General features: G+C 64.9%; 22 protein-coding genes. 19 read left to right on the forward strand and 3 right to left on the reverse strand.

The window, feature by feature from the left end; all coding sequences use genetic code 11:
* Positions 1-13: 13 nt before the first annotated feature.
* Together LRC39_RS07540 and LRC39_RS07545 are read left to right on the forward strand one after the other, a co-directional pair.
* Positions 14-148 carry a hypothetical protein gene (locus tag LRC39_RS07540; protein ID WP_346296834.1) on the forward strand — a complete coding sequence of 45 codons (135 nt, stop codon included), beginning with the start codon at positions 14-16 and terminating at the stop codon, positions 146-148.
* Entirely contained in the window at positions 145-297 is a 153-nt protein-coding gene (locus tag LRC39_RS07545; RefSeq protein WP_346296835.1) for a hypothetical protein, read from the forward strand. The genes LRC39_RS07540 and LRC39_RS07545 overlap by 4 nt, the downstream gene beginning before the upstream one ends.
* A 47-nt stretch (positions 298-344) precedes the next feature.
* On the opposite strand, the gene LRC39_RS07550 is transcribed toward LRC39_RS07545, so the two are convergent.
* Entirely contained in the window at positions 345-1298 is a 954-nt protein-coding gene (locus LRC39_RS07550) for a carotenoid 1,2-hydratase (RefSeq protein WP_346296836.1), read from the reverse strand.
* 4 nt (positions 1299-1302) lie between these two features.
* Positions 1303-2862, reverse strand: coding sequence for a 1-hydroxycarotenoid 3,4-desaturase CrtD (crtD, locus tag LRC39_RS07555; protein ID WP_346296837.1), 1560 nt, complete (start codon positions 2860-2862; stop codon positions 1303-1305).
* A 121-nt stretch (positions 2863-2983) separates the two neighbouring features.
* Here crtD and LRC39_RS07560 point away from each other — a divergent pair, with 121 nt between their 5' ends.
* From LRC39_RS07560 to LRC39_RS07640, 17 genes are all read left to right on the forward strand, one after another.
* Positions 2984-3850 (forward strand): polyprenyl synthetase family protein, encoded by an 867-nt coding sequence (locus LRC39_RS07560; protein ID WP_107354742.1) that lies wholly within the window; start codon positions 2984-2986, stop codon positions 3848-3850.
* Positions 3851-3899: 49 nt separating this feature from the next.
* The gene (locus tag LRC39_RS07565; protein WP_346296838.1) at positions 3900-5021 is read left to right on the forward strand and encodes a methyltransferase; all 1122 of its coding nucleotides are present in this window, start codon (positions 3900-3902) and stop codon (positions 5019-5021) included.
* An 88-nt stretch (positions 5022-5109) separates the two neighbouring features.
* Positions 5110-6048: a chlorophyll synthesis pathway protein BchC gene (gene bchC, locus LRC39_RS07570; protein WP_346296839.1), complete on the forward strand. Its 939-nt coding sequence runs from the start codon at positions 5110-5112 to the stop codon at positions 6046-6048.
* Positions 6048-7046 carry a chlorophyllide a reductase iron protein subunit X gene (locus LRC39_RS07575; RefSeq protein ID WP_107346495.1) on the forward strand — a complete coding sequence of 333 codons (999 nt, stop codon included), beginning with the start codon at positions 6048-6050 and terminating at the stop codon, positions 7044-7046. Before bchC ends, LRC39_RS07575 begins: the two co-directional genes overlap by 1 nt.
* A 23-nt stretch (positions 7047-7069) precedes the next feature.
* Positions 7070-8659 carry a chlorophyllide a reductase subunit Y gene (gene bchY / locus LRC39_RS07580; RefSeq protein ID WP_107354744.1) on the forward strand — a complete coding sequence of 530 codons (1590 nt, stop codon included), beginning with the start codon at positions 7070-7072 and terminating at the stop codon, positions 8657-8659.
* Positions 8659-10107 (forward strand): chlorophyllide a reductase subunit Z, encoded by a 1449-nt coding sequence (gene bchZ, locus LRC39_RS07585; RefSeq protein ID WP_107343540.1) that lies wholly within the window; start codon positions 8659-8661, stop codon positions 10105-10107. The genes bchY and bchZ overlap by 1 nt, the downstream gene beginning before the upstream one ends.
* A 76-nt stretch (positions 10108-10183) precedes the next feature.
* On the forward strand, positions 10184-10408 hold the full coding sequence (locus LRC39_RS07590) for a hypothetical protein (RefSeq protein ID WP_346296840.1): 225 nt from the start codon (positions 10184-10186) through the stop codon (positions 10406-10408).
* Between the two features lie 153 nt (positions 10409-10561).
* Positions 10562-10759 (forward strand): light-harvesting antenna LH1, beta subunit, encoded by a 198-nt coding sequence (pufB, locus tag LRC39_RS07595; protein WP_011157086.1) that lies wholly within the window; start codon positions 10562-10564, stop codon positions 10757-10759.
* A 15-nt stretch (positions 10760-10774) separates the two neighbouring features.
* On the forward strand, positions 10775-10966 hold the full coding sequence (gene pufA / locus LRC39_RS07600) for a light-harvesting antenna LH1, alpha subunit (RefSeq protein ID WP_011157087.1): 192 nt from the start codon (positions 10775-10777) through the stop codon (positions 10964-10966).
* A gap of 131 nt (positions 10967-11097) precedes the next feature.
* Positions 11098-11931 (forward strand): photosynthetic reaction center subunit L, encoded by an 834-nt coding sequence (pufL, locus tag LRC39_RS07605; RefSeq protein ID WP_011157088.1) that lies wholly within the window; start codon positions 11098-11100, stop codon positions 11929-11931.
* A gap of 27 nt (positions 11932-11958) precedes the next feature.
* Positions 11959-12882, forward strand: coding sequence for a photosynthetic reaction center subunit M (gene pufM / locus LRC39_RS07610; RefSeq protein ID WP_107343541.1), 924 nt, complete (start codon positions 11959-11961; stop codon positions 12880-12882).
* Positions 12883-13167: 285 nt separating this feature from the next.
* Positions 13168-14601, forward strand: coding sequence for a transcriptional regulator PpsR (ppsR, locus tag LRC39_RS07615; protein ID WP_107343542.1), 1434 nt, complete (start codon positions 13168-13170; stop codon positions 14599-14601).
* Positions 14594-15487: a chlorophyll synthase ChlG gene (gene chlG / locus LRC39_RS07620; RefSeq protein ID WP_346296841.1), complete on the forward strand. Its 894-nt coding sequence runs from the start codon at positions 14594-14596 to the stop codon at positions 15485-15487. The genes ppsR and chlG overlap by 8 nt, the downstream gene beginning before the upstream one ends.
* 2 nt (positions 15488-15489) lie before the next feature.
* Positions 15490-16806 carry a BCD family MFS transporter gene (locus LRC39_RS07625; protein ID WP_164638032.1) on the forward strand — a complete coding sequence of 439 codons (1317 nt, stop codon included), beginning with the start codon at positions 15490-15492 and terminating at the stop codon, positions 16804-16806.
* Position 16807: 1 nt separating this feature from the next.
* Positions 16808-18013 (forward strand): geranylgeranyl diphosphate reductase, encoded by a 1206-nt coding sequence (locus LRC39_RS07630; protein WP_164573482.1) that lies wholly within the window; start codon positions 16808-16810, stop codon positions 18011-18013.
* Between the two features lie 19 nt (positions 18014-18032).
* Positions 18033-18497 (forward strand): TspO/MBR family protein, encoded by a 465-nt coding sequence (locus tag LRC39_RS07635; protein WP_011157094.1) that lies wholly within the window; start codon positions 18033-18035, stop codon positions 18495-18497.
* Between the two features lie 33 nt (positions 18498-18530).
* Entirely contained in the window at positions 18531-18803 is a 273-nt protein-coding gene (locus LRC39_RS07640) for a hypothetical protein (RefSeq protein ID WP_164573483.1), read from the forward strand.
* 121 nt (positions 18804-18924) lie between these two features.
* Here LRC39_RS07640 and LRC39_RS07645 read toward each other — a convergent pair whose 3' ends face one another.
* Positions 18925-19344 (reverse strand): c-type cytochrome, encoded by a 420-nt coding sequence (locus LRC39_RS07645; protein WP_011157096.1) that lies wholly within the window; start codon positions 19342-19344, stop codon positions 18925-18927.
* Positions 19345-19456 lie beyond the last annotated feature (112 nt).

Here is a 19456-nt window from a genome sequence, read left to right on the forward strand (position 1 = left end):
ACGGAGGCCTACCGTGGACGAGTATTACGGACTGACCGAACTGATCCTGGTCGTGCTCTGCCTGGCCGTCGGCTGGCTGGTGCTCGAACGCCAAGGCAAACGCCTCGACCGCGCCCGCGCCGACCGCGACAAAGGCAGCCCGCCATGAACAGCGAAAGCGCCTTCAACTACTTCGAAATCCTGATGCTCGGAATGTTCGCCGCCGGCTGGGCCGTGCTCGAATGGCAAGGGCGCCGGCTGGATCGCAAGCGTGAGGCGGAGAAGGGGAAGAACAATACGTCTTCTGACGAACGTTAGTCGTCATGCCGGGACAAGCCCCGCCATGACGATGGTAACGGCGCTTACTACCGCCGCCGCGGCATCCGGAATGGCAACATCGCCTGCACGACCGGCATGCGGAAGCGGTCGAGGGAGAGGCTTTCGTGCACCAGTGTCACCTTTTCGCCGAGCAGCGTCGTCTCCACCATCGAACGCGCATAGAACGGGGTATCTTCGAGCGTGCGGACCAGTTTGGCGCCGGCTTCGCTGCGGGCGCTGCGGTCGACCTTCCAGCCTGAGCGCGGCAGCGGCAGCAGTTGTGGCGGGGTGAATTCCTGCTTGTTGCCTTCGGCGTCAAACGTGACGGCGAGATCGACCCGGCTGCCGTCCCGGCGCTCGGCTTCGTACAGGATCACGGTCTTGTCGCGCATCGCCCCGCGCGCCCATTCCCAATGCCGGAAGCCGGTCTCGATCGGCTCGTCGCCGGCGTTGCTGTCGAGATAGCCTTCGCCCCGCCAGGACAAATTGGGCCGCCGCAAGTCGACTTCGACCCGCGCGCGCGGCGCGATCGGCCACCAGCGGTGATTGCCTTGCGGATTGAGGACGAAGAAATCCTTGGTGATCGCGACCGGCGTCACCCGGACGCGGCCTTCGATCCGGCCCGGCACCGGGGCGCCGGTCTCGCGAATGTTGATGGTGAGCGTCTTGCCATCCCAGCCGAGATCGCTCGGCCCGATCAGGAAGGAATTGACGTTGCGCGCCACGCGGCCGCGGCCGCGCTCAGTCATGGTCCAGCGCTTGCCGGCCTCGTGATACAGCGCGACATTGATGGCGCAGTGATCGAGCGGATCGGCCGGCGCACGGCGCCGCGCAAACGCGTAATACGGCGAGAACACGCTGCCGATGAACGCAATGATGGTCAGGCCTTCGCGGCCGTCGTCGCTGATCGCGTCGATGTACCACCAGGCGTAGCCGTTGCGCGGAACGTCGACATTGAATCCGGCGCGGCGTTCGTCGGTCTCGTTAGGCCAGGCAATCATAATCTCACGTCGTCTTGGAAGAAGCCGGGCGAAGCGCAGGCCTCGGGCCGGCGGGGTTGGAATCGAGGTCGGCGAACAATGTCGCCGCCGCAGCGCGGCCGGAGAGGGCGGCCATCGGCACACCGGGACCCGGGTGAGTGCTGCCGCCCGCCAGATACAGGCCGGGGATCCTTGTACGCGCTCCGGGACGTTCGAACGAGGCACTCCAGCCGTGCGAGGCGCGACCATACAGCGCGCCGCCGGTCGCGGGGAATAGCCGATTGAAGTCGGCCGGCGTGGTCACCCGTGTCTTGCCGGGATCGATGTCGACCCGCAGGCCGCAGCGCTGCAGCACGCCGAATGCGCGCTCGGCGGCGCGCGCGACATCGCCCTGATCGAAGCTCTTGCGATCGCCGACCGGCGGCGCGTTGATCAGCACCAGCAATTCCTCTTCGCCGCTCGCGCCGAGCCGTGCTTCGTCGTCCACGCGATCCTGCGCGCAGACATACACGGTCGGTTCTGTCGGCACCTCGCCGCGGCCAAAGATCTCGGCGAACTCCCGTAGATAATCGCGCGAGAAGAACACCGAGTGCCGGCACAGCGGAAAGCCACGGGTCTTCGCCACCATGCTCCAGGTGATCGCCGACAGGGAGCGCAGCCGCGGCGCCAGCGGATTTGCTGCAGTTCGTACCGCTTCGCCGAACAGTCCCGCCGGCAGCGCGCCGACATCGGCATTGACGATCACCGAATGCGCTTCGATGCGCTCGCCGCTGTCGAGGATCACGCCGGAGGCGCGGTTGCCCGAGACCATCACCTCGCGCACGCTTTGCTGATAGCGAATCGTGGCACCGAACCGGGTGGCGCAATCGGCGAGTGCCTGCGCCAGCGCGTGCATGCCGCCTTCGATGATCCACACGCCTTCATGTTCGACATGAGCCACCAGCATCAGCGTGGCGGGCGCATCGAATGGCGACGATCCGCAATAGGTCGCATAGCGGCCGAACAGTTGCCGCATCCGCGGATCGTGGAAGTAATCGCCGAGCGCCTTCCACATCGTGGTGAAAGGGCGGATTTTGCGCAGTTCGATCAGGCCGCCGATGCCGCCCGCGGTCGCGAGCTTCGGCAGGCTCGGCGCGGTGGCACGCAGGAACGGCTTTTCCAGGATCTCGTAGATGCGCCGGCTGTCGGCGCAGAACTGCCGATAACGCTTCGCTTCCGCAGCACCGGCGAACGCGCCGATCGCGTCGGCCGAACGGGCCTCGTCGGCGAACAGATCAAGACGCTGGGTGTCATCCCAGGCATGGCGGGCCAGGACCGACAAAGGTCGTAGTCGGACGTGGTCGGAGAAGTTCAGGCCGATGCCGGCGAACAGCTCCTCGAACACCCAGCGCATTGTGAACACGGTCGGGCCGCTGTCGATCCGCGCTGGACCGATCGCCACTTCGCGCATTTTACCGCCGGGGGCGGCGGCGCGTTCGAGCACCGTCACGTCGAAGCCGCGTGCAGCCAGGGTCAGCGCGGACGTCAGTCCCGCGATGCCGGCGCCGATCACTACGACGCGATTCCTCGCGGTCTGGTCCCGCATGCGCTTTCTCACTCCGGCTCAGCTGTCTTTGAGCCATATCATTGACAGGTGTCCATAATAACTTACAGTTTCGCCTGACAAGTTAAATTGACACTTGTGCCTTCAGCGCGGGAGTGTGGCCATGGACGTGACCAATCGGATCGAGCGTGCTCTGACTGATGCGCTCAATCAGGCCGACATGGCCGGATGTCCGCCGCGGCTGGCGGCAGCAATGCGCAGCGCGGTGTTCCCGCGCGGGGCGCGCGTTCGTCCGCGGCTCTGCCACAGCGTGGCCCTTGCCTGCGGCGAAGACAATCCGGGAATTACCGAAGCTGCCGGTGCCGCGCTCGAACTGATGCACTGCGCTTCGCTGATCCATGACGATCTGCCGTGCTTCGATGGCGCCGACCTGCGCCGCGGCCGCCCGTCGGTGCACAAGGCGTTCGGCGAACCGCTCGCGGTGCTCGCCGGTGACGCGATGATCGTGCTGGCGTTCCAGACCATCGCCCGGGTTGAAGGTCCGGCGGACCGGCTGTTGAAGCTGACCCAGATCATCGGCGGCGCGGTCGGCGTGCCGTTCGGCATCGTCGCCGGCCAGGCCTGGGAATGCGAGACCGAGATCAATCTCGCCCACTATCACCGCTCCAAGACCGGTGCGCTGTTCGTCGCGGCTACCGCGATGGGCGCAGCGTCGGCCGGTGCCGATCCGGAGCCGTGGCGGATGGTCGGCGAGAAGATCGGTGAGGCCTATCAGGTCGCTGACGACCTCCGTGACGCTGCTGCGGACGTTGAAGAGATCGGCAAGCCGGTCGGACAGGATATCGCCCACGATCGTCCGAGCGCGGTGCGCGAGATGGGCATCGACGGCGCGATCTACCACTTGAAGTCGCTGGTGCGCGGCGCCGTCGAGGCGATGCCGGACTGCACCAATGGCAACGAGCTGCGGTCGCTGATCATGTCGGAAGCGACCCGTCTGGTGCCGGCGAAGCTGGCCGCCACTGCGGCCTGACGCGGCCGCCGGCTTGGCCTTCGCGGCCGGCCGGTGGTAGCAGAACCGAATGGTCTCCTTGAGCCTGCGTGACCGGCTGCTCGGCTGGCGCGATTCGATCCTGTCGAATCCGCGCTTTCAGCGCTTTGCCGCGGTGTTTCCGTTGATGCGTCCGGTCGCGCGCCGGCGCGCCGTGGCGATGTTCGATCTGGTCGCCGGCTTTGTCTATTCGCAGATCCTGCTCGCCTGCGTGCAGCTCCGGCTGTTCGATATCGTCGCCGAGCGCCCCGCCACCGCTGAAGACCTTGCCGCGCGGCTGTCGTTGCCGGTCGAGTCGATGCGGATGCTGCTCGACGGCGCAGTCGCTCTCCAGTTGCTGCAGATGCGCAGCGGCGCACGCTACGGCCTCGGCCAGCTCGGCGCCGAGTTGCGCGGCAATCCGGGGGTGCTCGCGCTCGTCGAGCATCACGCCATGCTGTATCGGGATTTGACGGATCCCATTGGGCTGTTGCGCGCGCCGCGCGGGGCGGGGGAGCTGGCGGCGTATTGGGCTTATGTGCGGGGCGAGCGGCCGGGCGAGCTGCCGGGCGATGCGATCGCCTCCTATACGGCGCTAATGGCGGCGTCGCAGCCGATGATCGCCCGCGAGGTGCTGCACGTCTATTCGTTCCGCGACCACCGCTGCCTGCTCGACGTCGGCGGCGGCGACGGCTCGTTCCTGTCGGCGGTCGCCGCCCAGGCGCCGCAGCTGCGCTGCATGCTGTTCGATCTGCCGGCGGTCGCCGAAAAGGCGGCGGCCCGGTTCGAGGCGAGCGGCCTGAAGGAGAGGGCGACCGCGGTCGGCGGCAGCTTCACCACCGACCCGCTGCCCGAAGGCGCCGACGTCATTTCCCTCGTCCGGGTGATCCACGACCATGACGACGAGGTCGTCGAGGCGCTGCTGCGCGCCGTCCACAACGCCTTGCCCAATAACGGAAAACTGCTGATCGCCGAGCCGATCGCCGGAATTCCCGGCACCGCCGCGATCTCCGACGCCTATTTCGCCTTCTACCTTTACGCCATGGGCTCCGGGAAAGCCCGGAGCTTCCCTCGACTGCAGGCGATGCTCGAGAATGCGGGCTTCTCCCAGGTCACTTTGCACCCGGTTCCGATGCCGCTGGTTGCCTCCGTAATTACCGCATCCAAACGGTAGTTGTGTTAATCTGGCTTGACACTGTGATCCGTCAGTTTAGCATGACACTCGGCGGCAGAGCTCTGCCGTTCGGAATTTGGAGTAAGCGATGGACACCATCGCGGTCGTACTCAAGCAGCCACAACAGGTCGAACTCAGTCGCTTGAGCCTTACGGCGCCGACTGACGACGACATCGTTGTCGATGTGGCTTGGAGTGGCGTCAGCACCGGTACGGAGCGGCTGTTGTGGTCGGGCCGGATGCCGCAATTCCCCGGAATGGGTTACCCGCTGGTCCCCGGCTACGAGTCGGTTGGCGAGGTCGTTGAGGCTGGTTCGGCTACCTACCTGAAGCCGGGCCAGATGGTGTTCGTGCCCGGCGCGAAGTGCTTCGGCGAAGTGCGCGGCTTGTTCGGCGCCTCGGCGTCGCGGCTCGTTGTGCCGGCCAAGCGCGTGGTGCCTTTGGATTCGAAACTCGGCGAGCGCGGCATTCTGATCGCGCTGGCTGCGACTGCCTATCATGCGATCGCCGCGCGCGGCGCGACGCCGCCCGACTGCATCGTCGGTCACGGCGTGCTCGGTCGTTTGTTGGCGCGGATTTCGATCGCGCTCGGCAATCCGCCGCCGGTGGTGTGGGAGAAGAACCCGATCCGCAGCGGCGGCGCCGAAGGTTATGCGGTGGTCGATCCTGCATCCGACGAACGTCGCGACTATCGCAGCATCTACGACGTCAGCGGCGATCCAAAATTACTCGACACTTTGATCTCGCGCATCGCGGCCACCGGCGAGATCGTGCTCGCTGGATTTTACAGCGAGCCGCTGTCGTTCTCGTTCCCGCCCGCTTTCATGCGTGAAGCACGCATTCGGGTTGCGGCGGAATGGCAGCCGCCGGACATCGGCGCCACCAAGGCGCTGATCGAAAGCGGCAAGCTCTCGCTCGATGGACTGATCACGCACCACCAGGAGGCGGCGTCGGCACCCGACGCCTATCGGATCGCTTTCGAAGACCCTGCTTGCCTCAAAATGGTTCTGAATTGGAGACCGAGCTGATGAACGTCGTTCCGCAGATCAGCCTGCAAGACGCACAACTCCGGGCCGAGGCGTCGGTTGAACCCGATGCCCCGGTGACGACTCCCGTCACCAAGGAAACCCAGATCATTGCGATCTACGGCAAAGGCGGCATCGGCAAGAGCTTCACGCTCGCCAACCTGTCTTACATGATGGCGCAGCAGGGCAAGAAAGTGCTGCTGATCGGCTGCGATCCGAAGAGCGATACCACGTCGCTGCTGTTCGGCGGCAAGGCTACTCCGACCATCATCGAGACCTCGTCGAAGAAGAAGCTCGCCGGCGAGGAAGTCACCATCAGCGACGTCTGCTTCAAGCGCGACGGCGTGTTTGCGATGGAGCTCGGCGGTCCGGAAGTCGGCCGCGGCTGCGGCGGTCGCGGCATCATCCACGGCTTCGAAACCCTTGAGAAGCTCGGCTTCCACGAATGGGGCTTCGACTACGTGCTGCTCGACTTCCTCGGCGACGTGGTGTGCGGCGGCTTCGGTCTGCCGATCGCCCGCGACATGTGCCAGAAGGTGATCATCGTCGGCTCCAACGACCTGCAGTCGCTGTACGTCGCCAACAATGTGTGCTCGGCGGTCGAGTACTTCCGCAAGCTCGGCGGCAATGTCGGCGTCGCCGGAATGGTGATCAACAAGGATGACGGCACCGGCGAAGCCCAGGCGTTCGCCAAGGCGGCCGGCATTCCGGTGCTGTCGGCGATTCCCGCCGACGAAGGCATCCGCCGCAAGAGCGCCAACTACGAGATCGTCGCGCTGCCGGACGGGCAGTGGGGCCCGCTGTTTGCGACGCTCGCCGAGAACGTCGCCACCGCGCCGCCGGTTCGGCCGAAGCCGCTCACCCAGGATGGTCTGCTCGGGTTGTTCTCTAGCGACGTCACCGGCCGCGATGTCGTGCTCGAGCCCGCCACGATGGAAGACATGTGCGGCGCCTCGGTGCTGAACAAGCCGTCGCTCGAAGTGATCTACGACGAGGTCTGAGATCGGGTGATCGGGAGTTCGTCATGAGTGTGATGTCTCGTTATTCCGGCCGTATCGCCGGATCGATCGGCGACGATGCGGCGGACTTTTCCGTCGACACCGACGCGCCCGCGATCAATGAAGCCGCGACCAAAACCGACGGTCTCGGCTGCCATGCCGGCGCTGCCGAGATGAAGGCGGCGGCGCAAGCCGCCGGCAAGAGCGACGTGCTCGAACGCTACGCCGCGGACTATCCGAAGGGACCGCACGATCAGCCGCAGAGCATGTGTCCGGCGTTCGGCTCGCTCCGCGTCGGCTTGCGGATGCGCCGCACCGCGACCGTGCTGTCCGGCTCAGCCTGCTGCGTGTACGGCCTGACCTTCGTGTCGCATTTCTACGGCGCCCGCCGCACCGTCGGCTACGTGCCGTTCAGTTCGGAAACGCTGGTCACCGGCAAGCTGTTCGAAGACATCCGCGAGGCGGTCTACAAGCTGGCCGATCCGGCGCAGTACGACACCATCATCATCACCAATCTCTGCGTGCCGACCGCGTCGGGCGTGCCGCTCGATCTGCTGCCGAAGGAGATCAACGGCGTCCGCATCATCGGCATCGACGTGCCGGGATTCGGCGTGCCGACTCACGCCGAGGCCAAGGACGTGCTGTCCGGCGCGATGCTCGAATACGCCCGCAAGGAAGCCGAGCAGGGCCCGGTGCAGGCGCCGCGCGGCGGCCGCAGCGAGCGTCCGACCGTGACGTTGCTGGGTGAAATGTTCCCGGCCGATCCGGTTGGTATCAACCTGATGCTCGACCCGCTCGGCCTCGCCGTAGGTCCGGTGGTGCCGACCCGCGAGTGGCGCGAGCTCTATGCCGCGCTCGACTGCCAGGTCGTTGCGGCGATTCATCCGTTCTACAAATCGTGCATCCGCCAGTTCGATCTCGCCGGCCGCAAGGTCGTCGGCTCGGCGCCGGTCGGTCACGACGGCACCGAAGCGTGGCTGGAAGCGATCGGCACGGCGTGCAACGTCGAGCGCTCCAAGATCGACGCCGCCAAGAATCGTTTCCTGCCGGCCATCAAGGCCGCGCTTGCCGCCAAGCCGATCAATGCGCGTATCACCGTGTCGGGCTACGAAGGCTCGGAGCTGCTGGTCGCGCGCCTGCTGATCGAGAGCGGCGCGAACGTGCCTTATGTCGGCACCGCGGTGCCGCGCACGCAGTGGTCGGATCCGGATCGCGAATGGCTCGAGGCCAAGGGTGTGCGGGTGCAGTACCGCGCCTCGCTCGAACAGGACTTCGCGGCGGTCGATGAATTTAAGCCGGATCTCGCCATCGGCACCACCCCGGTGGTGCAGAAGGCCAAGACGATGTCGATCCCGGCCTTGTACTTCACCAACCTGATCTCGGCGCGGCCGCTGTTCGGTCCCGCCGGCGCCGGTTCGCTGGCGCAAGTGATCAACGCCGCGCTCGGCAACAAGGCGCGATTCGACGAGATGAAGGAGTTCTTCGGCGACGTCGGGCAGGGCTATGCCGCCGGCGTCTGGGAAGACACTCCGAAGGACGTTCCGGCCTATCGCGAGAAGTACAAGAAGCAGATCGAAGCCGCAGCCAAGAAGCGCAAGGCGGAGGAGATGATCTGATGCTCGTCCTCGATCACGATCGCGCCGGCGGCTATTGGGGCGCCGTGTACGCCTTCACCGCGGTGAAGGGCCTGCAGGTGATCATCGACGGTCCGGTCGGTTGCGAAAACCTGCCGGTGACCTCGGTGCTGCACTACACCGATGCGCTGCCGCCGCACGAATTGCCGATCGTCGTCACCGGCCTCGGCGAAGAAGAACTCGGCAAGCTCGGCACCGAAGGTGCGATGCACCGCGCCCACAAGGCGCTTGATCCTTATCTGCCGGCCGTCGTCGTCACCGGCTCGATCGCCGAAATGATCGGCGGCGGCGTCACGCCCGAAGGCACCGGCATCAAGCGCTTCCTGCCGCGCACCATCGATGAGGATCAGTGGCAGAGCGCCGACCGCGCGATCTCGTGGCTGTGGAAAGAATACGGCCCGAAGAAAATTCCGGAGCGCAAGCGCAAGGACGGCGAGAAGCCGCGGGTCAACATCATAGGACCGATCTACGGCACCTTCAACATGCCGTCCGATCTCGCCGAAATCCGCCGGCTGATCGAAGGCATCGGCGCCGAAGTCAACATGGTGTTCCCGCTGGGCACACACCTGTCTGATATTCCCAAGCTGGTGAATGCCGACGTCAACGTCTGCATGTATCGCGAGTTCGGCCGGCTGCTGTGCGAATCACTGGAGCGGCCGTACCTGCAGGCGCCGATCGGTCTGCATTCGACCACGCGCTTCCTGCGCAAGCTTGGCGAGCTCACCGGCCTCGATCCCGAGCCGTTCATCGAGCGGGAGAAGAACACCACCATCAAGCCGCTGTGGGATCTGTGGCGGTCGGTGACGCAGGACTTCTTCGGCACCGCCAGCTTCGCGATCGTCGCGACCGATACCTATGCCCGCGGCGTGCGGCACTTCCTCGAAGACGAGATGGGGCTGCCGTGCACCTTCGCGATCTCGCGCTGTGTCGGCAAAAAGACTGACAACGAAGCGGTGCGTGCGGCGATTCGTCAGACCCCGCCGCTGATCATGTTCGGCAGCTACAATGAAAGAATGTACTTGGCCGAGACCGGTGGTCGCGCCGTGTACATTCCGGCGTCATTCCCGGGGGCTGTGATCCGCCGTCACACCGGCACGCCGTTCATGGGGTATTCCGGCGCCACTTACCTGGTGCAGGAAGTCTGTAACGCGCTGTTCGACGCGCTTTTCAACATTCTTCCGCTCGGCAGCGATCTCGATCGCGTCGATCCGACGCCTGCGCGCCGGCACGAAGAACTGCTGTGGAGCGACGAAGCCAAGGCGCTGCTCGACGAAGTGCTCGAGCAGCATCCGGTGCTGGTGCGAATCTCTGCGGCAAAACGTCTGCGCGATGCCGCTGAAAACAGCGCGCGCCGTGCCGGACAGGAAAAAGTCACTACCGAATTCGTCAGTAAAGCGCGTGCTGCGCTGCTCGACGGGCAATCGGTGTAACGATGATTTGAGCTAGAACAATGCGCTTCACAATGTCGCGACCAAATATGGGCAATCCAAGAGTGAGGAGATGACGATGTCCGACTATGTCCACACCGGCCGTCGCTCGAGGGTTCTACCGGATAGTGCCGCGTTCGAATGTCGGTTGATGTTCGGTGCGTGCTACGCGCTGTTTCTGACCCGCGCGATCGTGGCGCGTGCCATGCCGTGGCGCAAGAAATCCGGCTCCCAGGAATCAGTATTTAACGAGGCTCACAACGCCGCAAGCGTGCTGGTGACCTCCTCGTTCATGGGAATGTAATTCGGAGATTTCGTCCGGCCTCCGCCGGACGGAAGGCTGCCGTTTTGGAGACGAAACGGTAAATCGCTGTCGTTTCGGAAACGATACGGCAATCGTTGCCGCCCTCGCTCGGGCGGCGTGTCGGCCGAAAGGCCATCACTAGGAGGTGACCAAATGAGTGACGGTTCCATCTCGGGACTTTCCGAAGCGGAAGCCAAGGAATTCCACTCGATCTTCGTGACCAGCTTCTTCCTCTTCATCGTCGTTGCGGTTGTCGCTCACATCCTCGCCTGGATGTGGCGTCCGTGGCTGCCCAAAGCGACCGGCTACGCGATGGACAGCGTTCATCAACTGACCTCGTTCCTGTGCTAAGGGGAGACGACTACTATGTGGCGAATTTGGCTTCTGTTTGATCCGCGTCGCGCGCTGGTCCTGCTGTTCGTGTTCCTGTTCGGCCTGGCCATCATCATCCACTTCATCCTGCTGAGCACCAGCCGGTTCAACTGGCTCGATGGTCCGCGTGCGGCGAAGGCGGCGTCGATCTCGCTGCCGTTCACTCCGCCGAGCATGCCGGTCTAATGGCGTGACTCACTGCTTGCCGGAAGGGCTGGGAAACGGACCGATCTGCCGGGCCCACACCCTTCCGGGAAGCGACATGGACTGGACGACGACGATGGATTTTCCCTGGCTCGCACGCGGAGGAACGATCGATGGCAATGCTCAGCTTTGAGAAAAAATACCGCGTTCGTGGCGGAACGCTAATCGGGGGCGACCTGTTCGATTTTTGGGTTGGCCCGTTCTACGTTGGGATCTTCGGGGTGATGACCGTGTTCTTCGCGCTGATCGGCATCGCGCTGATCGCGTGGAATACCGCGCTCGGCCCCACCTGGAATCTCTGGCAGATCAGCGTCAACCCGCCGGACGCGAAATACGGTCTGGGATTTGCGCCGCTCGCCGAGGGCGGCATTTGGCAGTGGGTGAGCATCTGCGCGACTGGCGCGTTCGTCACCTGGGCGCTGCGTGAAGTCGAAATCTGCCGCAAGCTCGGCATTGGCTTCCACGTTCCGTTCGCCTTCAGCTTCGCGATCTTCGCTTACGTTACGCTGGTGGTGATCCGTCCGGTCCTGATGGGCTCCTGGAGCTACGGCTTCCCCTACGGCATCTTCACGCATCTCGATTGGGTGTCGAACACCGGCTACTCCTACGGCCAGTTCCACTACAATCCCGCGCACATGATCGCGATCACGTTCTTCTTCACCACCTGTCTGGCGCTCGCGCTGCATGGCGGCCTGGTGCTGTCGGCGCTCAATCCCGACCGTGGCGAACCTGTGAAGTCTCCGGAACATGAAAACACCGTGTTCCGTGATCTCGTCGGCTACTCGATTGGTACCATCGGCATTCACCGCCTCGGTCTGTTCCTGGCGTTGTCGGCCGTGTTCTTCAGCGCGGTCTGCATGATCATCAGCGGTCCGGTGCTGGCGGAAGGTGGTTCGTGGCCCGATTGGTGGAATTGGTGGCGCAACCTGCCGATCTGGAATCCGTAATTCAACCGGTCACAAGAGAGTCTTGTCATGGCCCAATACCAGAACATCTTTACGCAGGTCCAGGTTGAAGGACCTGCCTATGCGGGGGTGCCGCTACGTCCCGGCAGCTCTCCTCGCGAGACCCAGACGACGTTCAACTACTGGCTCGGCAAAATCGGTGACGCGCAGGTTGGTCCTGTCTACCTCGGGTTCACCGGTGTGGCTTCCGTGCTGTGCGGGTTGGTCGCGTTCGAGATCATCGGCCTCAATATGCTGGCGTCGGTGAACTGGAGCCCGATCGAATTCCTGCGTCAGTTCTGCTGGCTGGCTCTTGAGCCCCCGAAGCCGGAATACGGCCTGACCATTCCGCCGCTGAAGGAAGGTGGCTGGTGGCTGATGGCCGGGTTCTTCCTGACCGTCTCGATCGCCCTGTGGTGGGTTCGCACCTATCGGCGCTCGCGGGCGCTCGGTATGGGCACTCACGTGTCGTGGGCGTTCGCTTCCGCGATCCTGCTGTACCTGGCGCTCGGCTTCATTCAGCCGGTGTTGATGGGCTCCTGGAGTGAAGCACCGCCGTTCGGCATCTTCCCGCACCTGGATTGGACCAACAACTTCTCGATCAAGTACGGTAACCTGTACTACAACCCCTTCCACTGTCTCTCGATCGCCTTCCTGTATGGCTCCGCCCTGCTGTTCGCCATGCACGGTGCGACCATCCTCGCTGTGAGCCGCTACGGTGGCGAGCGCGAAATCGAGCAGATGCTGGACCGTGGTACTGCACTTGAACGCGCTGCTCTGTTCTGGCGCTGGACGATGGGCTTCAACGCGACGGCCGAATCGATCCATCGTTGGGCCTGGTGGTTCGCGGTGCTCTGCCCGCTGACCGGTGCCATCGGCATCATCCTGACCGGTCCGGTTGTCGACAACTGGTTCGATTGGGGCGTGAAGCACGGCCTGGCGCCGCCGCGGTAATACAACCGCACGTCTATCTGAACGAATGATGCGCGCGCCTGATGGTTCTAGACCCAATCAGGCGCGCGCTGCTGCTTTCGGCTCCCGAGAAAGATGACAGCAGGCGGTTCTTTTGTACCGCTGACTGGTGACGAGGGAAGCGGCCTGCTGTAAACGAAGCGCCTCCAACTCCGCCTGAGAGGCCAACAAAACAAAGCCTGAGAAGACGTTAAGAACAGGGCTGGGCTTTTAGGACGCAGACGCCGGAGTGGAGGGACGAGTTCTTGCTGGAGGATATTTGCCCTGGTGCAAGTGTTCAAATCTCCGAAGGAGTCGCTGGGGGATCTCGGTGCACAGTCTGCTGCGAAGCTGATCGCCGCTGCGACCGATGTCGCGCTGGTGGTCGATCCGCAGGGTGTGATCCGGGACGTAGCGTTTACTAGGGACGAACTGGCCCACGAGCTGGACGGCCAGAGCCGTTGGCTCGGCTCGCGGCTCGTTGACATCGTCACCTCCGATACCCAGCCGAAGATCCGCGAATTACTGCTCGACGCCACCGTGCGCGACGCCCCGACCTGGCGGCAGGTCAACCATCCTTCGCCCAATGGCGAAGACATTCCGGTGCTTTATTCCGCGATCAATTTCGGGAGAGACGACCGCCTGCTGGTGGTGGGGCGTGATCTGCGTCAACTCGCCATGATGCAGCAGCGGTTAATCAACGCGCAGCAATCGATGGAGCGCGACTACATCCGGCTGCGGCACGCTGAGACGAGGTACCGGCTGCTGTTCCAGGTGTCGTCGGAAGCGGTGATGATCGTGGATGCGGCGAGTGAACTCATCGTGGATGCCAATCCGGCGACGCTGGCATTGTTCGATACCAGCGCGCCCGAGGCGCTGAATGCGCCGGTGATTGGATTCGTCGACGGTGCCGATCAGCAGACGGTGTTGAACCTGTTCGCCGATGTGCGCTCGACCGGCCGCGACGGCCGCGCCCGAGTCAAGCTGGCCGATGGCCGCCGTGAATGTGAGTTGTCGGCGTCGCTGTTCCGCCAGGAGAACGCGTCGCTGTATCTGGTGCGGCTCGCGTCGCACGGCGCGCCGCCCGAAGCCGGCAGCGCCAAGACTGCGTCGCTGCTGCTCAACTATTTCGAATCCGCCGCCGATGCGCTGGTGATTACGCAATATGACGGCCGGGTTGCCCGCGCCAATCTGGCGTTCCTGGAGATGGCGCAGCTCGGCAGCGCCGAGCAGGCGCGCGGCGAGCTGCTCGATCGCTGGCTCGGCCGCACCGGCGTCGACCTGTCGGTGGCGCTCGCCAATCTGCGCCAGAGCGGGGCGATCAAACTGTTCGCTACCGTACTGCGCGGCGAATATGGCGCGGTCGCCGAGGTCGAAGTCTCGGCGGTCGCCTTGAAGGATAATGATGACAAGCCGTGCTTCGGTTTTGCGATCCGCAATGTCGAGAAGCGGCTGACCACGGCGGCGACGTCGAAGCGCGAACTGCCGCGCTCGGTGGCGCAGCTCACCGAACTGATCGGCCGGGTGCCGCTGCGCGACCTGGTGCGCGAGACCACCGACGTGATCGAAAAATTGTCGATCGAGGCGGCGCTGGAATTGACCGGCGACAATCGCGCTTCGGCCGCAGATATGCTCGGACTGAGCCGCCAGAGCCTCTACGTGAAATTGCGCCGGTACGGCTTAGCTGAACATGCGCCGGAAGGAGACGGAGCCGATGAGTAACAGTGTGGCCGTGCGTCCAGCGCCCTCGGCGGTGCTCGAGGTGCTGCACCCGATCACCTGGTTTCCGCCGATGTGGGCGTTCGGCTGCGGTGTCGTCTCGTCCGGCGTGCCGATCTCCACGCGCTGGGTCGAAGTCATCGCCGGCATCGTGCTGTGCGGCCCGCTGCTGGTCGCCACCAGCCAGGTGGTCAACGACTGGTTCGACCGCGACGTCGACGCCATCAACGAACCGAACCGTCCGATTCCGTCGGGTCGCATTCCGGGCCGCTGGGGCCTTTATCTGTCGTTCCTGTGGACCGCGGCCTCGCTGCTGGTCGCCAGCCAGCTCGGCGCCTGGGTGTTCGGCGCCGCTGCGCTCGGGCTGGTGCTGGCCTGGATGTATTCGATGCCTCCGTTCCGCCTGAAGCAGAACGGCTGGCTCGGCAACGGCGCCTGCGCGATCACCTATGAGGGCTTTGCGTGGTTCACCGGCGCCGCGGTGATGCTCGGCGGCTTGCCGCCGTGGTGGATCGGGACGCTGGCACTGCTGTATAGCGCCGGCGCTCACGGCATCATGACGCTCAACGACTTCAAGTCGATCGAAGGCGACATCAAAACCGGCGTCGGCTCGCTGCCGGTGAAGCTCGGCGTCGACAACGCCGCGCGGGTGCTCTGCGCCGTGATGGCGATCCCGCAGGTGATCGTGGTGGCGCTGCTGCTGTCGTGGGATCGGCCGATTCAGGCCGGCATCGTCGGCTTCGTGCTCGTCGTCCAGCTCGCCTTGATGGTGCGGTTTCTGCGCTCGCCGGTCGAGCGCGCCACCTGGTTTTCGGGCCTCGGCGTCGCGCTGTATGTGTCCGGCATGATGGCCAGCGCCGTCGCCGTTTCATCGTTCGGAGCAGCTTGATCATGATGCGACCGCTGTCCTGGCTCGGCATTGTTCGGATGGGGCTGGTGCAGACCGGCCTTGGTGCGATCGTCGTGCTGACCACCTCGACGCTGAACCGGGTGATGGTGGTGGAATTGGCGCTGCCGGCGATGCTGCCCGGCGCGCTGGTCGCGATTCACTACGCGCTGCAGGTGTTCCGTCCCGCGTGGGGCCATGGCTCGGACCGCGGCTCGCGCCGCACGCCGTGGATCATTGGCGGCATGGCGGTGCTGGCGCTCGGCGGCTTCATGGCCGCGGTCGCCACGGCCTGGATGACGGTGCAGCCGCTGTTCGGTACGGCGCTGGCGATCGTCGCGTTCTGCCTGATCGGCGGCGGTGTCGGCGCGGCCGGCACGTCACTGTTGGTGCTGCTCGCCAAGCGCACCGACGAGAAGCGCCGCGCGGCGGCGGCCACGATCGTCTGGGTGATGATGATCGCGGGCTTCATCGTCACCACCGCGATCGCCGGCCAGCTGCTCGATCCGTTCTCGCCGCAGCGCCTGATCGCGGTGTCGGGCGGCGTGTCGCTGATCGCGATGGTGCTGACCTTCGCGGGCGTGTGGGGCGTCGAGGGCCGCGCTGCGGTCGCGGCACCCGCGGCGGCGCCGAAGGGTTCGTTCCGCAAGGCTTTCCTCGAGGTCTGGCACGAGCCGCAGGCGCGGCGGTTTGCGATCTTCGTGTTCGTGTCGATGCTGGCCTACAGCGCGCAGGATCTGATCCTGGAGCCGTTTGCCGGCGCGGTGTTCGGCTTCACGCCGGGCGAGACCACCAAGCTGTCGAGCGTGCAGCACGGCGGCACGCTGATCGGCATGGCGATGGTGCCGATCATCGGCGCGCTGTTTCCGAGGACGCGCGGCAATCTGCAGATCTGGACGATCGGCGGCTGTATCGCATCGGCGATCGCGCTGCTCGGGCTGTCGTCGGCCGCGATCGTCGGTCCGAGCTGGCCGCTGCGCGGCACCGTGTTCATGCTCGGCGTCACCAACGGCGCTTATGCGGTCGCGGCGATCGGCTCGATGATGGAATTGGTCGGCGCCGGCGGCGAGCATCGCGAAGGCGTGCGGATGGGGCTGTGGGGCGCCGCGCAGGCGATCGCGTTCGGTATCGGCGGCTTCATCGGAACGCTGGCGAGTGATCTGGCGCGCCTGATCCTGGGGGCACCCGCTCTGTCCTATGCGGCGGTGTTCGCCGCGGAAGCTGGTTTGTTTGTGGTGTCGGCGGCGATGGCTGTGTGGGTGCATCGCGCGCAAAATCGTCGTGACGTTGATTTGGCCAATGCAGCAGTCGCCGGAGGTTGAAATGAGTGATAGCTCCGCAATTTACGATGTCGTTGTCGTCGGCGGCGGCCCTGCCGGCGCTACTGCGGCGTGCGATCTGGCGCGCGCCGGCAAGCGGGTGGTGCTGCTCGACCGCGCCGGCCGCATCAAGCCGTGCGGCGGCGCGATCCCGCCGCGCGCGATCCGCGACTTCGCGATTCCCGACAGCATGCTGGTCGCCAAGATCAACGCCGCCCGGATGGTGTCGCCGAGCAATGTCGAAGTCGACATGCCGATCGACGGCGGCTTCGTCGGCATGGTCGACCGCGAGCATTTCGACGAGTGGCTGCGCCAGCGCGCCGCGACGGTCGGCGCCGAGCGGCGCACCGGCCTGTTCAAGCGGTTCAGCCGCGACGAAGCCGGCGTCAACACCGTGCACTACGAAGGGCGCGGGCCGGATGGTGCGATGATCGACCAGACGGTGCGCTGCCGCGCGATCATCGGCGCCGATGGCGCGGTGTCGGGCGTGGCGCGGCAGTTCCTGCAGGATGCCGACCGCGTGCCGTTCGTGTTCGCCTATCACGAGATCATCAAGGCGCCGACCGCCGAGCAGAAGGCCGCTTATGAAAGCCGCCGCTGCGACGTGTACTACCAGGGCCACGTCTCGCCGGACTTCTACGGCTGGGTGTTCCCGCACGGCAATACGGTCAGCGTCGGCACCGGCTCGATGCACAAGGGCTTCTCGCTGCGCGATTCGGTCGCGGAGCTGCGCAAGCAGACCGGCCTCGACGAGGTCGAGACCATCCGCAAGGAAGGCGCTCCGATCCCGCTGCATCCGCTGCCGCGCTGGGACGACGGCCACAGCGTGCTGCTCGCCGGCGATGCCGCGGGCGTGGTCGCGCCGGCGTCGGGCGAGGGCATCTACTACGCGCTGCTCGGCGGCCGGCTCGCCGCCGAAGCGGTCGAGGAATTCCTGCAGACCGCCGACGCCAAGGCGCTGAAGCTGGCGCGCAAGCGCTTCATGCGCGGCAACGGCTCGGTGTTCCGGATCCTGGGCCTGATGCAGTGGTATTGGTACGCCAACGACAAGCGCCGCGAACAATTCGTCAGCATCTGCCGCGATCGCGACGTGCAGAAGTTGACGTGGGACGCCTACATGAACAAAAAGCTGGTGCGGGCGAAACCGATCGCCCACGTCCGGATCTTCTTCAAGAACCTGGCCCACATGACGGGGCTGGCTTCGGTCTGATACCTGCAGGCGGTGGCTTGTGAATCCGATCTTTGTTGCGGCCGCCGTCGCAATCTTCGTTGGTCTGCTCGGCGGCTCGCTGACCGACACCGGGACTTGGTACCAAAGCCTGGTGAAACCGTGGTGGCAGCCGCCGGACTGGGCGTTCGGTCCGGCCTGGACGGTGATCTTCGCGCTCGCCGCGATGTCGGCGGTGTACGCCTGGCGCGGCGCCCGCACCCGCGCGCAGCGCGACTGGGTGATCGGCCTGTTCGCCGCCAACGGCTTCTTCAACGTGCTGTGGAGCATGCTGTTCTTCACGGTGCGGCGGCCGGATTGGGCGCTGCTCGAAGTGCCGCTGCTGTGGCTGTCGGTGCTGGCCGGCGTCGTGGTGTTCTGGCGCAGCGCCCGCACCGCGAGCTACTATTTGCTGCCGTATCTGGTCTGGGTGACGTTCGCCGCCTACCTCAACTGGACCGTGGTCGCGCTGAACACGCCGTTCTGAGCCCCTGACGATGCGGCCGCATCGAGAGCCACCATGCAGATGATGTCCGAACTTTTCGCCAGCGGCACCGTGGTCGATGCGGTGCTGATCTTCCTGCTCGTCGAGGCGATCGCGGTGATCGGCTATTGGCTGTGGCGCAAGCGCGGCATCGCGCCGGCCGATTTCCTGCCGGGCATGATTTCCGGCGCGCTGATGCTGCTGGCGCTGCGCGCCGTGCTCGCCGGCGCCGGTTGGATGGTGCCGACGCTGTGCCTGATGGCTGCAGGCGGCGCGCATCTGGTCGACGTGCTGCGCCGCTGGCGCTGAAGACCGGGCAGGGGGCGGACGTTCCCGGCGCGCGGTCAGAAGGCTTCCCAAAACACGAAGGGCTTCGGTTCTTGCGAACCGAAGCCCTTGTGATTCTAAAGCGTCGTTAAGTCTGATCGACTTACTTGAGGGTGGCCAAGTAGGCGACCACGTCCTTACGCTGCTGCTCGTTGGCGAGCTTGAAGGTCATCTTGGTGACGCCAACCGCCTGATCAGCCTTACCCTTATCGGTCAGGAACTTCTTCAGGAACGCGTTCGGATCGTTCAGGTAGTTGATGATGTTGTCAGCGGTCCAGACCAGACCCGCTTCGCCCGAGTTGTGGTTCAGCGGCGAATAGGTGAACCCAGCCGCGGTACCCGCCTTACGGCCGACGACGCCGCCGAGAGCCGGACCGACCATGTTCTTGTCGGCGCGGTGGCAGGTCATGCACTGCTTGAACACCGCCTCACCCGCCTTGGCGTCCTGAGCCGAGGCAGTGCCGATCGACAGAGATCCGGCGGTAGCGGCGATGCTGAGAATTGTGAGAAGTTTTTTGACCACGTCTCTCTCCTTAAGAACCCGTCTTGGCGTCAAGCGACCCCGGGCCTCGTAGGCCACGACAAACAGTCGCATCCAAACCCGTTCTGATCGGTTCTGTAAAGTCGTTCTAACA

It is taken from the genome of Rhodopseudomonas sp. P1 (assembly GCF_039642825.1).
Classification (GTDB): Bacteria; Pseudomonadota; Alphaproteobacteria; order Rhizobiales; family Xanthobacteraceae; genus Rhodopseudomonas; species Rhodopseudomonas palustris_H.